At 66.1% G+C, this 14,538-nt stretch carries 6 protein-coding genes; 4 read left to right on the top strand and 2 right to left on the bottom strand.

The annotated features are described in order from the left end of the window. Positions 1 to 30: 30 nt before the first annotated feature. The gene (locus ACN0WF_RS09490) at positions 31 to 7,662 is read right to left on the bottom strand and encodes an SDR family NAD(P)-dependent oxidoreductase (RefSeq protein ID WP_417772580.1); all 7,632 of its coding nucleotides are present in this window, start codon (positions 7,660 to 7,662) and stop codon (positions 31 to 33) included. 250 nt (positions 7,663 to 7,912) lie between these two features. Continuing rightward, complete coding sequence (galE, locus tag ACN0WF_RS09495; protein WP_417772581.1) at positions 7,913 to 8,920, bottom strand: UDP-glucose 4-epimerase GalE; 1,008 nt, start codon at positions 8,918 to 8,920, stop codon at positions 7,913 to 7,915. Between the two features lie 305 nt (positions 8,921 to 9,225). On the opposite strand from galE, the gene ACN0WF_RS09500 reads away from it, so the two are divergent. The 4 genes from ACN0WF_RS09500 to cysN all read left to right on the top strand — a co-directional run bounded on the left by ACN0WF_RS09500 (position 9,226) and on the right by cysN (position 14,391). Further along, positions 9,226 to 10,539 carry a UDP-glucose dehydrogenase family protein gene (locus ACN0WF_RS09500; RefSeq protein WP_417772582.1) on the top strand — a complete coding sequence of 438 codons (1,314 nt, stop codon included), beginning with the start codon at positions 9,226 to 9,228 and terminating at the stop codon, positions 10,537 to 10,539. Between the two features lie 32 nt (positions 10,540 to 10,571). Continuing rightward, complete coding sequence (gene cysQ / locus ACN0WF_RS09505) at positions 10,572 to 11,396, top strand: 3'(2'),5'-bisphosphate nucleotidase CysQ (protein WP_417772583.1); 825 nt, start codon at positions 10,572 to 10,574, stop codon at positions 11,394 to 11,396. Positions 11,397 to 11,488: 92 nt separating this feature from the next. After that, on the top strand, positions 11,489 to 12,457 hold the full coding sequence (gene cysD / locus ACN0WF_RS09510) for a sulfate adenylyltransferase subunit CysD (protein ID WP_417772835.1): 969 nt from the start codon (positions 11,489 to 11,491) through the stop codon (positions 12,455 to 12,457). 11 nt (positions 12,458 to 12,468) lie between these two features. Next, on the top strand, positions 12,469 to 14,391 hold the full coding sequence (gene cysN / locus ACN0WF_RS09515; protein WP_417772584.1) for a sulfate adenylyltransferase subunit CysN: 1,923 nt from the start codon (positions 12,469 to 12,471) through the stop codon (positions 14,389 to 14,391). Positions 14,392 to 14,538 lie beyond the last annotated feature (147 nt).

The following is a 14,538-nucleotide window of genomic DNA, read 5'->3' on the forward strand; positions in this document are numbered from 1 at the left end:
GCCGCGTTGTCGCCAGCTCGCCGGAGCGGATCATAGCAGCGACTTGACGCCGCTGCTGCGTTCCTCGACGCGGGCCGCGACGTCCTCGAACGCCGCGCGGTCGGTCAACGAGGCCTCGTCCAGGTGCTGGCTCGCAGAGGCCCGCACCTCTGCCGATAGCGCCGGACTGGTCTCGCCCGATATAGCCTGATCGGCGATGCGGCCGGCCATGTCGGCAAGGGTGGCGCCATTGGCAAGCGACATCAGCGGAATGTCGATGCCGAACTGGCGCTCCGCCGCCATGCGCAGCTCGAGCGCCATCAGCGAATCCATGCCGATGTCGGCAAGCGGGCGCGCCGCATCGATCTCGTTTTCCGCGATCCTGAGAATGCGGCCGATCTCGACGGCAAGAAGCGCTGCGATCTTTTCCACCGCACCGGCCCGGTCGAGCCCGGAAACGAGGGCTGCGAGATCGACCGCGCCGCCACCGCCCGGACCGTCTTCATCACCCGCTCCGATGCCGAGGCGTTCCGCGTAGGGCATCGAAAGAAGCGCGAGATCGCGACGCGCGCCCTTCCAGTCAATACGCGCATAGGCGGTGACAGGATCGCCCATCTCCGCCTCGCAAAGCGCCATCAGCCGCGCCAGTCCGTCGAGGGCCTCATCGGCTGAAAGTGCGTGACGGCCGAGCTTGCGGGCCAGGAGGTCGCCGACGTCGGTGTTGCGCGTGAGATAACCGGCATCCGAGATCGCGCCCCAGGCAACCGCCAGCCCTGGCAGGCCTTCCGCCCGGCGACACGCCGCCAGTCCCTCGAGATAGCCGTTGGCGGCGACGTAGTTCGCCTGGCCCGGATTTCCGATGAAGGTCGTAGCGGACGAATAGAGCACGAAATGACGCAAGGGATCGCCTCGCGTCAGCTTGTCGAGCAGCTGCGCGCCGCGAATCTTCGGGGCCAGCGTTGCCTCGAGTTCGTGGCGCTGCATGTTGGCGATCAGAGCGTCATTGATCACCATCGCCGTATGAAAAACGCCGTTGACCGGGCCTTCCTCGGCACGCAGGGTCTCAAGCGTCGCGGCAAGGGCGGTCTCGTCGGTGATGTCGCAGGCGCACGCTATGACGCGCACGCCCCGCTCTTCCAGCTCGGCGAACAGTCCGGCCGTCTCCGCGTCCGGCTTGCCGCGCCGCGACAGCACGGCGATCCGCTGCGCGCCCATGTCCGCGAGCCGGCGCACCAGCGCCGCGCCGAAGCCACCGAAGCCGCCGGCAACCACCTGAAGGCCTGAAAGCCGGGTCGGAGCGATATGTTCCTGCGCGCGCGCACCGGCCTTTGCTATCCGGGGAGGGCGGATGACGATCTTGCCGATGTGGCCTGCCTGCTGCATCAGCCGGAAGGCGTCGACGGCTGCATCCGCCTCGAACACACGGTAGGGAAGGGGCGTCAGCGTGCCGTTGGCGAAGAGCTGCATGAGTGTATCGAGCAAGCGTCCTGCAAGCTCTGGCTGATGGATCAGCAACTGGTCGGCATCGATGCCGAAGTAGCTGAGGTTGCGCCGGAACGGTCGCAGACCCAGCCGGCTGTTCTCGTAGTAGTCACGCTTGCCGAGTTCGAGGAACCGGCCGAAGGGCTTCAGTACCTCGAGGCTGCGTTCCATCGCCTCGCCCGAAAGCGAGTTCAGCACGACCTCGATGCCCTCGCCACCTGTCAGACGCAGGACCTCGTCGGAGAACGCGAGCGAGCGGCTGTCGAGAACGTGATCCGCGCCGAGCATCTCGAGAAGCGCCCGCTTTTCCGCAGACCCGGCAGTGGCGATCACCGTCGCGCCGAGGTGGCGGGCGATCTGGATAGCCGCGAGGCCGACGCCGCCTGCACCGCCGTGGATGAGCACGCGTTCGCCGGCGCGCAGGCGCGCCAACTCTACCAGTGCGTACCAGCTTGTCAGGAAGGTCACCGGGATGGTCGCGGCCGCATCCGCCGGCGTGCCCTCTGGAGCCGGCGCACAGCCGCGCTCGGAGACTGTGACATGGCTCGAGAAGCAGGCCGGGGCGAAGGCGATGACCCGCTCTCCGGGCTTGAAACGCGTGGCCTTGGGTCCTGTCGCGATGATCCGTCCGCAGCATTCCATTCCCAGCGTCGGACCGGCGAAGCCATCTTCCAGCGCTTCCTCGGGAAGCAGGCCGAGCGCCCACATCACGTCACGGAAATTGAGGCCGCTTGCCTCCACCTCGATCTCGACCTCGTCGCCGGCAAGCGGCGGCAGGTCGACAGTCTGCCATGCAAGTCGATCAAGCGCGCCCTGGCGGGTGATGTCGAGGCGGCGAGCCTTGCGCGGCCGGGAGCGGGTTTCGTCCTCGATGTCAGGAAGAGCAGGCGCGCGCTGCGCGCGCAGGCCGAACCTTTGCCCCATCCGCAGCACGATCTCGCGCTCTCCGCCGGGATGCTCGAGCGCTTCGGCGATCTCGTCTGCAAGGCGCGCGGCGCCGACGGCGGTGGCATCATCCGGCTGCGGATCGACAAGGCGCGTGTTCGTCTCCGGGTACTCGTTCATGACCACCCGGCCGAACGCCCACATGCCGGCGGCGACAGGGTCCGTGCCACCGGTCGAGCGCTCCGCCGCGGCTCCGCCCGGCGCGACGATCATATGCAGGCCGGCATTGCCGCCACGGCCTTTCAATATCTGCATGATCGACCAGAGCTGATGCGATACCTGCAGCGACGCGTCGTCAAACGCCCGCGTATCCGGCAGATGCACGACGCCGTCGGCCGAAGCCGAGGCAAGCCCGGCATTCTGCGACCAGGCGGAGGCGTCGTCGCCGTCGATGTGCCAGACGCCGGCAACGAGCCGGGTCGAGGTGCCTGGAATGGCGATGTGGCCGGCGATGCCGCGTGCGGCCAGCGCCAGACGCAGCGGTTCCGCCTGCGAAGGATCACCTTGGGAGCAAAAAAGGACGAGATGGCGGGACAGCTCCGCGTCCGGTTCCAGCGCGCCCGTCGTGCTGCTGGCGCCGCCGTTTGCCGTCTGGCCTGCATTTGAGTGCGGCGGTGCTTTCGCGGTCACGAAGACCGCGCTTTCCTCGGTACCGGACAGGATGGTTTCGCTGACCTCGCGCAGTCCCGCGGAGGCGAGCAGGGATGCAAGGGACCTTGCACGGCGTCCCGTGGGACCTTGCCACCAGTCGCAGCCTATGCCTGCCAGGAGCGTTTCGCGCAGGCTTTCGACCGGCTCGAAAGCCGCGACAAGGCCGTCATGGGTCAGCAAGTGGCCTAGGCCTGCCAGGGTCTCCCGCGTCAGCGCGGACAGCGCATCGAGCACGATTGCAACATCGAAGGGGCCGGCGCGCTCGAGGCGGGCGTCGCCAAACTCGGCAAATTCCGTATCGGGCCGGCCGCGCCAATTGCGCTTGAGGCGCGCAAGTGCAGCCTCGCTTGCATCCGCCACCACAAGCCGGCTCCGGCCAGGATCAAGGGCGAGGCTCAACGCCTCCGCCTCATGCGGATGATGCCCCCCGGCAAGGAGTATCCGCAACGGACGATCTTTCGGCCAGGCTTCGACCAGTTCGAGCATCAGGCGACGAGCGGCACGGGCAAGCGCGCGCGCCCGCAATCCGTCGCGGCGCACGGCCTCGAGCAGGGCGGGCGAGAGCGCTGCATCCGCGCTTTCCGGCAACCCTTCCCGCAGCAGGCGCGGCAGAAGCGTGAGGAGGCGGGCAAGGAGCGTCGTCTCGGCCACCTGGCGGCCCGCTTCGGCAACGAGCGTCTCGACGAGCGCCATGGGGGCAAGGCCGTCGGCCGGATCGCTCAGCCGCCAGTCGGTGCTGTCGCCTTCTCCGGCTCGGGCAAGGTCGTGCTGTGCAAGCTCCTGAAGCAGGCGCTCCGCGAGCGGACGGGCGCTCGCCGCGAGCGTTCCCTCGGCTACGGCTTGCTCCGTCGACACCGGTCCGGCCCCGAGGACCGTGAAAAGCGCATGGTGCGCGACGGCGCGGGCGAGGGCGTCGAGAAGGAGCGCCTCGTCGGAAGGCTCTTCTGCCGCGTCATCGGTGGCAAGGAGATCGAGAGATGCGGCCAGCGCGGCAATATCGGGCATTGGCGACGGCGCGTCGGGCGACAGGCGCAAGCCCGACAACGGCGCGAGAAGCTTTGCTTCCAGCCGATAGACGAGGGCATCCGTTTCCTCGTCCGAGAGATGAAACCGCACGGCCTTGAAGCGCGCCGAGCGGATCCTTGCAACCCGTCGGTCGTCGGCATCGAAATAATCGAAACTGGCAAGGATCGAGCGCGCGCTTGCCCGTTCTATGGCGATCTCCGCCCGCACGGGCGCCGCGTCGGTGCGCATCAGCTCCAGGCGTCCGATGCGGACGGGCAGAAAACCCTGTTCGGGGGCGGCTCCGGACTCGGCCGCGAGCAGCGCGAAGAGCCCGTGGAAGCCGGCATCCGCAAGCATGGGGTCGAGCGAGAAGGGCGGCTCGCCTTCCGGCCGGTCCAGCAGCGGCTCGAGGTCGATGCGCGCCCTGCCGGGCCCGAGCAACCGCACGCCCGTTGCACGGCGAAACGCCGGGCCATAGCCGAGGCCATGGGCTTGCGTCAGCTCGTAGAGGCGGGCGTGGTCGATGGTGTCGTCTTCGGTTATCTCCTGCGGCGGCACGGGGGCGTTGCCCTCATCAGCAAGCGTGCGGTAGTCGCATTTCACGAAGAGCGACCAATCACCGCCCGACAAACGCGGGCGCGCCAGGATCTCGATCACCCGGTCATCGGGCGAAAGCCGCACCAGCGTTTCCTGGCTCTTGCCTGCATCGAGCACCAGCGGGCGCAGGATCTCGACATTGCACAGCTCGACGCGCGTGCTGTTGCTCCAGTCGAGCGCGGCAGAGAGTGCCATCTCCAGATAGCCCGCCGCCGGGAACACCACCGTATCCTCGACCTTGTGATCGGCCAGGAAAGGAAACAGCTCCGCATCGATGACGTTGAACCATTCGGCGCTCTCTGGACGCAGGCGCTTTCCAAGAAGCGGCGAGACGCGAGGGCGCCCGGCGATGCGCTCGTCTGTCGGTTCGACCCGGCATGTCACCGGTTGCCAGGGATAGGAGGGCAGGTCCGGCAGATGGGACCCGGTCGGGCCGACGAAGCGGTCGAGGTCGGCCGGTGCGCCATGGGCGACAATGCGGGCGGCTATGGCGTCGATCGTCTCGCAAGGGCCTTCGGCCGTGCGCGGCTGGTCGAGTGTTCCGACCACGATGGCGGAATGCCCCTCGGTGCGCAGCGTGTCGCGAAGATAGGTAGAGAGGATCGGCTTCGGGCCGATTTCGACAACCAGGTCGATTCCTGCCTCGCCAAGCCGGCGCGTTGCATCGGCGAAGCGGACGGGCTGGCGCACGTTCCTCCACCAATAGACCGCGTCAGGCGCGACGGTCCCGCTGTCAGCGTCGACCGAGGAGAAGAAGGGGATGCGCGCGTCGTGCAACTGCACCTGTGCGAGGGCGGCGCGCAGGGGTGCCTCGATGGGGTCGACCAGCGCGCTGTGGAACGGATAGGCGATGTTGAGCTTGCGCACCGCCCATCGGTTCTTGCGGGCGATGCGGGCGAAGGCATCGATGCTGTCCGTTGGACCCGAGATCGTGACGCTGCGAGGCGAATTGATCGCGGAGATCTCCAGCCCCGGCAGCGACGACCCGGCAAGTGCCGCGCGCGCCTCGTCTTCCGCCAACAGCAATGCCGCCATGCCGCCGAGGTCGCGCACCATTTCCTGCTGCGTCGAACGGGCGTGGATGACGCGCGTCGCCGTTTCCAGGTCGAGCATACCCGAACACCAGGCGGCCGCCACCTCGCCGACACTGTGGCCGAGCACCGCGTCTGGCTCTATGCCGCGATGCGACAGGGCGGCGACGAGAGCGACCTGGATGGCGAAGAGAAGCGGCTGCGCCACTTCCGTGCGCTCGATTTCCGTGTCGAGCGTGGGAGAGAACAGCATGGTTGCGAGCGACCAGCCCGAAAGGGGCGTGAAGTGGCCGTCGACTTCCTTCAAGGCGGTGGCGAACGGCGCATCGTCGTTGAAGGCGCTCCGGCCCATTCCGACCCACTGCGCGCCATTGCCGGAAAACGCGAAGGCGACGCCATGCATCCGCGTGCCGGCGCGTCCGGACACGGCCAGCGCATGGCTCTCGTCGCGCGCGAAGGCCTGTAGCGCGTCGATCTTTTCAGCGCTCGCACCAAGAACAACCAGCCGGTGCTCATGGATGTCACGCAGCCGCGCGGAGGCGTCGATGAGTGTTCCGCTTGCCGAAAGATCCTGCTCCAGACGCTCGGCGAAACGACCGGCAAGCGCCTTCAGGGCGGCCTCAGAGCGTGCCGAAATGACGAGAGGAGCGTTGTCGCGAACACCCGAGGCCGGCGCTTCCGGCGCACCATCCATATCCGCGATCACCGCATGGGCGTTCGTGCCGCCGAAGCCGAAGGAGTTGATGCCCGCAAGCCTTGGCCGCTCGCCCCGGGGAGGGAGTGCAAGTGCATTGGCGGCGACCTGCAGGTTGAGCCCGTCGAAATCGATGTGCGGATTGGGCGTGTCGAAATGCAGCGAGCGCGGCAGCCGGTCGTGCTTCAGCGCCAGGATCGACTTCAGCACGCCGACGAGCCCGGACACCGGCTCAAGGTGGCCGACGTTCGTCTTCACCGAGCCGATGGGAAGGGCCGTGCGGCGGCGCTGGCCGATTACGGAGCCAAGGGCATTCGCCTCGGCGGGGTCGCCGACCTGCGTGCCCGTGCCATGCGCCTCGATGAAGGCCAGGTCGTCGGGCGAAAGATCCAGGTCATGGTAGATCGAGGACAGAAGATCTGCCTGGGCCTGCGAAGAAGGAAGCGACAGGCCGGTCGTGCGCCCGTCCGAATTCGTGCCGGTGGCGACGATGCGCGCCCGCGCCCGGTCCGGCGACAGGGTTCCCTCGCGCTGGAGAACCAGCGCGACAGCACCTTCCGAGCGGACATATCCGTCTCCGGAGGCGTCGAACGCGCGGCACAGGCCCTGCGGAGACAGCATGGAGGCGCGCGCAAAGCCAATGAATGAGAAGGGGCTCAGCAGCAGGTTGACGCCGGCGACGATGGCGGTATCGATCTGCCCTGTTTCGATGGCGCTGACGGCCTGATGCAGCGCCACCATCGAGGACGAGCAGGCGGTGTCGACGGTAAAGCTCGGTCCGCTCAGGTCGAAGAAATAGGAAATGCGATTCGAGACGATGGAGAGGGTGTTGCCCGTCATCGTCTGCATGTCGATGGCCGGCAGGTCGAACAGCAGCCGCTGGTGATAGTCGAGCGCGGACGCGCCCACATAGACGCCGGTCTTTGTGCCGGCGAGGTCGGAAGCGCGCAGGCCCGAGGTCTCGATTGCTTCCCAAACCACCTGAAGGAGGAGCCGCTGCTGCGGATCGATCTGAGCCGCTTCGCGTGGCGAGATCCCGAAGAACGCGGCATCGAATCCGTAGACGTCCTCCACCTGTCCGGCAGCGAACGTGAAGCTGCGGCCGGGCGTGCCCGGACGAGGGTGGTGGAAGGCTGCCGTATCGAACCTGTCGGCACCGACCCGGGTGACGCTGCACCGGCCTTCGTCGAGCAGAGACCAGAAGGCATCTGCCGTGCTGGCGCCAGGCAGGCGGGCGGCGTATCCGGAAATGATGGTGCTATGCGCGCGTAGTGGCATTCAGTCGATCTTCTTTTGCGCCGCCCGGTAGGACGCGGCTTTTTCAGATGTTGGTTCCGGGCATGGGAGGATACGGCTTCACAGAGAGGCCCCGCCCATAATGCAACTCGTTGCGTGACCTGCGCCACATCGCCGTCGCGGAAGATTCGAGCGTTTCCACAGACCTTCTATCCTAGACCCCGCCACTATAACAGAGATGGTCCGTCTCAAAACGTCGAGAATGTGACCTTGCGTTAAATACGGAGGCCTATCACTCACCCGAGTGACTTTCCGTCGCATTCCTGCTCATCAGGTGACGCTCCCAGGCGAGGGCATGTCTCGCGATTCCGGTAAGGTCATCATACGCGGGACGCCATGCGAGAGCGGTGCGAATTGCCGTGCTGTCCGCCACGACGCGGGCGAGATCGCCCTCCCTGCGGCCTTCGAGGGCGACCGGGAAGTCAGTGCCCGATTCGGCTTTCACGGCGGCGATCATTTCCAGCACCGAATAGCCTCGGCCATAGCCGCAATTCAGTGTGAAATTCTCCCGTGCGGCGCGCAGCTTTTGCAAAGCCAGATAGTGGGCCTCGACAAGGTCGCTCACATGGATGAAATCGCGTTCGGCCGTGCCGTCCCGCGTGGGATAGTCGGTGCCGAAGACGGCCATGCCGTTCCGTTTCCCGAGGGCCGCCTCGCAGGCAACCTTCAGAAGATGCGTCGCGCCGCGTGTGGAGTGGCCGGTGCGCCCGGCCGGATCGGCTCCCGCGACGTTGAAGTAGCGCAGGATCGCGTGGTGCAGCCCGCTCGCGGCGGAAACGTCGGCCAGGATCTCTTCGATCATCAGCTTCGAGCGCCCATAGGGCGTTGCCGGCAGCAGGGCTGCGTCCTCTCCAACGAGTTCATCGCCTGGATCCGCATAGACGGCGGCCGTTGACGAAAAGATGAAGGTCTCGACGCCGGCGGCGAGGCAGTTTTCGAGAAGTCCGAGCGTGGTGCAGGTGTTGTTGCGGTAGTACTTCAGCGGCTCGGCGATGGATTCCGGCACCACGACCGACCCGGCGAAGTGAATCACGGCATCGATCGGAGCAGACGCCCGGGCCTCGGCGAAGGCCTCCGTCGAGCCTGCGTCGCCTTTCACGAAGACGGCCCGGCCCGGGATCGACCAGGCATGTCCCGTGCTCAGATTGTCGAGGATGATCACCTCCTCGCCGGCGTCCAGCAACCGCCACGCCATGTGGCTGCCGATGTAACCGGCGCCGCCAGTGATCAGAACGGCCAAGCCCTTCTCCCCTCGTGTCTTCCGACCCCCGCAGGAGACGCGCGCTGGCGATGCTTTCGCCCTCCCGGCTCGTATTAGCGGGTTGACAAACGGGTGGCAAGCGAACAGGAACGCAGGCGTCGGGCCTCGCTGGCGCGCAGCCTGCGCCGTGTGACGGACCCGTGACAATCTGGCGGTTTTCCGGGCGCTCCGAAGGTCTTGAGCGATCTTCCGAAGCCGGTGGCGCGGGCTCCTGCTGGAGGGAGGGCTCGGGACCGGATGCAAGGGCATCCGCTCAGGTTTCCTGACAGGACACAGGAGCTCGCATGCGTATCGCGATGATTGGCACCGGCTATGTCGGACTGGTGTCGGGCGTCTGCTTCTCGGAATTCGGCTTCGACGTGACCTGTGTCGACATCGACGCGGGCAAGATCGAGCGGCTGAATGGCGGTGAGGTGCCGATCTATGAGCCCGGCCTCGATGCGATGATCGAGCGGAACCTCTCGGCCGGTCGTCTTGCCTTCACCACAGATTTCGATGCGGCCGTCAAGGCGGCGGACGTCGTGTTCGTCGCCGTCGGAACACCCTCGCGTCGCGGAGACGGCGAGGCGGATCTCACCTATGTTTTCGCAGCTGCCCGCCAGATCGCTGCCGCGATGAACCCCGGCACGGTGGTGGTCATCAAGTCGACCGTTGTCGTCGGCACCTGCCGAAAGGTGGCCGAGATCATCCGCGAGGAGCGCCCGGGCGTCGATTTTTCCATCGCCTCCAACCCGGAGTTCCTGCGCGAGGGATCGGCAATCGAGGACTTCATGCGCCCGGACCGGGTCGTCGTCGGAGCCGAGGACGAGCATGCCGAGACGGCGATGCGGCGTCTCTATCGTCCGCTCTACCTGCGCGAGACGCCGGTTCTGGTGTCGACGCTGGAGAATGCGGAACTGACGAAATACGCCGCAAATGCCTTCCTGGCGCTCAAGATCACATTCATCAACGAGATTGCCAATCTGTGCGAGCAGGTCGGCGCGGATGTGCAGAAGGTGGCAAGCGGCATCGGTCTCGACAAGCGCATCGGCGGCAAGTTCCTGCATGCCGGGCCGGGCTTCGGCGGATCGTGCTTCCCCAAGGATACCACCGCGCTCGCCGCCACCGGACAGCGGCACGGCACGCCGCTGCGCCTCGTCGAGACGACTATTTCCGTCAACGAGAGCCGCAAGCACGAGATGGCGCAGCGCGTTCTTGCCGCCCTGGGACCCGAGCCGAAAGGCAAGCGGGTCGGCATTCTCGGCATCGCCTTCAAGCCCAACACGGACGACGTTCGCGACGCACCGTCGCTGGTCATCGTGCCCGAGCTCCAGGCTGCGGGCGTCGAGGTCGTCGCCCACGATCCGGAGGCCCGTGTTCAGGCGGAGCCGTTGTTGCCGGGTCTCGAATGGCGCGACAATCCGTATGACGTCGCCGATGGCGTCGACGTGCTTGCGGTCGTGACCGAGTGGAACGTCTATCGGGGCCTGTCGCTGAAGGATCTTGCCAGGCGCATGCGCGGGCGCGAGATCATCGACATGCGCAACATCTGGCAGGCTGGCGACGTCATCGACGCGGGTCTCGACTATCAGGGGATCGGCAAGCCAGCGGGTCGCTGAGACAGCGGGCGCGGAACGCGAGGGGGAGCGGCATGGCCGTCACGCAGGACATGAAACGCCTCGCCGATCTGTGCGTGGCAGCCGGCGAGGTGATCCTCCCGCTGTTCAGAAATGGTGTCGAGGTCGAACGCAAGGCAGACGAAAGCCCTGTGACGGAGGCCGACCGACGCGCGGAAGCGGTCATTCTCGACGGCTTGTCCCGTGATTTTCCAGATATCTGCGTCGTGGCGGAAGAGGCGATGGCCGCGGGCGACGACCCTGTCGTCGCGCGCCGCTTCTTCCTGGTCGATCCGCTCGATGGAACCCGGGAGTTTGTCTCCGGGCGCGGTGAGTTCACCGTCAATATCGCCCTGATCGAAGATGGTGTCCCTATTCTAGGCGCGGTCTTCGCCCCTGTCACCGGCGCGCTTTTCGTCGGCGCGCGCGGGGAGGGCTCCTTTGAGGTTGTCGCCGGCGACTGGCGTGCGATCCATGCCCGCATCGCTGCTCCGCAGGCGCCGGTCGCCCTGGCCAGCCGTTCTCATTCCGACCCCGAGACGGACAGCCTGCTCGAGGCGCTGCCCATTGGCGGCTGCATCAGCATCGGGTCCTCGTTGAAGTTCTGCCTCGTCGCACGCGGTGAGGCGGACTTCTATCCCCGCTTCGGGCGGACGATGGAGTGGGATACGGCCGCGGGCCATGCGGTGCTTGCCGCCGCCGGCGGCCAGGTCGTCGGCCTGGACGGCGGCGCCTTCCTCTATGGCAAGCGCGGGCGGGAAGGCCTCGCCGATTTTGCCAACCCGGGGTTCCTGGCCGGTGGCGATCCGGCGCTTCTCGCGCGCGCCGCCGACCTTTGCCGGTCCTCCACGCCATCGTGAGGTCGCCTTCGACCGAGATTTTTTAACGTCTGCCCTTTGTCGGCAATCCTGTTTCTCGTGCTTCCCCCTGGCGACGCTTATCTCGTGAAGACATTGATTGCCGGACCTCTCGCGCGCCATCGCGCCGGCCGGCCTCAAGTCGCGAGGAGCGTGCCGTGTCCAACAGAAAGAGCCAGCTGCATCGTCTCGAGGCGGAGTCGATCGAGATCATCCGTGAAGTCGTGGCCGAGATGTCCCACCCGGTGATGCTCTACTCGATCGGCAAGGACTCGAGCGTCATGCTCCACCTTGCGCGCAAGGCGTTCTACCCGGCGCCACCGCCCTTTCCGCTGCTGCACGTCGACACGACCTGGAAGTTCCGAGAAATGATCACGTTCCGCGACCGCATGGCGGCGGAGGCCGGGATGGAGCTTATCACCCACACCAACTTGCAGGGGAAGCAGGAGGGGGTGAACCCCTTTGACCACGGCTCCTCCTACTACACCCAGGTGATGAAGACCGAGGCGCTGAAGCAGGCGCTCGACGCCCACGGCTTCGATGCGGCCTTCGGCGGCGCGCGCCGGGACGAGGAGAAGTCACGCTCGAAGGAGCGTGTGTTCTCGTTCCGCAACGCCGCGCACGGCTGGGACCCGAAGAACCAGCGCCCCGAGCTGTGGTCGATCTTCAACACGAGGGTCAAGGCGGGCGAAAGCCTGCGGGTCTTCCCGCTCTCCAACTGGACCGAGCTCGACATCTGGCAGTACATCCGCGCCGAGAGCATTCCCATCGTTCCCCTGTATTTCGCCGCGGAGCGGCCGGTCGTGCACCGTGATGGCCAGCTCATCATGGTCGATGACGACCGCTTGCCGCTGCGCCCGGATGAGACTCCGGAGATGCGGCGCGTGCGGTTTCGTACGCTCGGTTGCTATCCGCTGACCTCGGCCATCGAATCCAATGCCGACACGCTCGACGACATTGTCACCGAGATGCTGATTGCCCGCACCTCCGAGCGCTCGGGCCGGTTGATCGACCATGACGACGCCGCGTCGATGGAAAAGAAGAAGCGCGAAGGCTATTTCTGAGGATGACAGTCATGACCCAGGCCGTGCCCGCCACGTCTTCGTCGGCGGATGCTCCGCTCGTTCCGCCGCAGGCGCGGACAGGCGTCGATCTTCTCGCCGATCACGATCAGAAAGGGCTCTTGCGCTTTCTGACATGCGGCAGTGTCGATGACGGGAAGTCGACTTTGATCGGGCGCTTGCTGCACGACACCAAGCGCGTCTTCGAGGACCAGGTCGCGGCCCTGTCGCGCGATTCCCGCAAGTTCGGGACCCAGGGCGACGCGCTCGATCTCGCCCTTCTCGTCGACGGGCTGGAAGCGGAGCGCGAGCAGGGCATCACCATCGATGTCGCCTACCGGTTCTTCGCCACCGAGGCGCGCAAGTTCATCGTCGCCGACACGCCCGGGCACGAACAGTACACGCGCAACATGGCGACCGGTGCATCGACCTCGGATCTGGCGATCATCCTGATCGATGCGCGCAAGGGCGTCCTGCAGCAGACCCGGCGCCATTCCTTCATCGTGTCCCTGCTTGGCATTCGCCATGTCGTGGTGGCGGTAAACAAGATGGATCTCGTCGGCAATTCTGCCGAAGTCTTCGATGCGATCGCGACCGAATACCGGGCCTTTGCCGGTGGCTTTGGCTTCGAGAGCCTGCAGGTGATCCCCATGTCCGCCCTGACAGGTGACAACGTCTCCGCGCCGAGCGTGGCCATGCCGTGGTACGAGGGCCCTTCGCTGCTGGGGCATCTGGAGAATGTCGAAGTCAACGCCGATGCAGCCTCGGGCCCGTTCCGGATGCCGGTTCAGTGGGTGAACCGGCCCAATCTGGATTTTCGCGGTTATGCCGGCACCATTGTCAGCGGCTCTGTCCGTCCTGGTGACAGCGTTGCCGTGGCCGGCTCCGGGCGCATGGCCACCGTCTCGCGCATCGCCGCCATGGGTGGCGACCTGGAGGAAGCAGTCGCGGGCGATGCGGTGACGCTCACCTTCGCCGAGGAGATCGACGTTTCGCGCGGCGATGTGCTGTGCCCGCCGGACTTGCGGCCGGAGGTGGCGGATCGGCTTGGCGCGCATGTCATCTGGATGGGCGACGAGCCGCTGATGCCCGGCCGCCGTTATGTCCTCAAGGCGGGCAGGCGGGCGACCTCGGCGCGGGTGACCCGCATCGTCCACGGGATCGATGTCAACACGCTGAAGGAGGATCCGGCCGATAGCCTGTCGCTCAACGAGATCGGCTTTTGCGAGCTGTCACTTGCCGCACCGGTTGCCTTCGACCCTTATGAGGTTAGCCGCGACATGGGTGCCTTTGTCCTCATCGATCCGCTCTCCAACCAGACGGTCGGAGCGGGGATGATCTGGCGCAGCCTGCGCAAGGCGGACAACATCCACCGTCAGGCCTTCGATGTGGACCGGGCGGCGCGCGCCGAACTTGCCGGCCAGACGCCGCGGGTGCTCTGGTTCACGGGATTGTCGGGCGCGGGCAAGTCGACGGTTGCCAATCTGGTCGAGCAGAAGCTCCACGAGCGCGGCCGTCTGACCTTCCTGCTCGATGGCGACAATGTCCGGCATGGCCTCAATCGGGATCTCGGCTTCTCCGAGGAGGATCGGGTCGAAAATATCCGGCGGGTCGGCGAGGTCGCGAAGCTCTTCACCGAGGCTGGTCTGATTGTGCTGGTGTCCTTCATCTCGCCGTTCCGCTCGGACCGGAAGATGGCCCGCGATCTGTTCAGTGATGGCGAGTTCGTCGAGATCCACGTCGACACGCCGCTTGCGGTTGCCGAAACGCGCGATCCAAAGGGGCTCTATCGCAAGGCGCGTGCGGGTGAGATCCGGGATTTCACCGGCATCGACAGTCCCTACGAGGCGCCCGAGGAGGCCGAACTCGTGCTCGATACGGTTTCCCGCTCTGCCGAGCAACTCGCGGCCGATGTCATCAGGTATCTGGGATTGTAAGGTTTTTCGCTGCAATCCTGTTTCTTCGTGACCGTTTTGCACGCAAAACAGCCGTTTGCTGCGTCTCGAGTCGTCTCTTGCCCAAGTAATGAGCGCGGATTGAAAGTGCTTGATCCTTGGGCATGTGCAAGGCAGTCTCACTGGCGA

Origin of the sequence: Stappia sp. (genome assembly GCF_048268045.1) — a bacterium.
Lineage (GTDB): Bacteria > Pseudomonadota > Alphaproteobacteria > Rhizobiales > Stappiaceae > Stappia.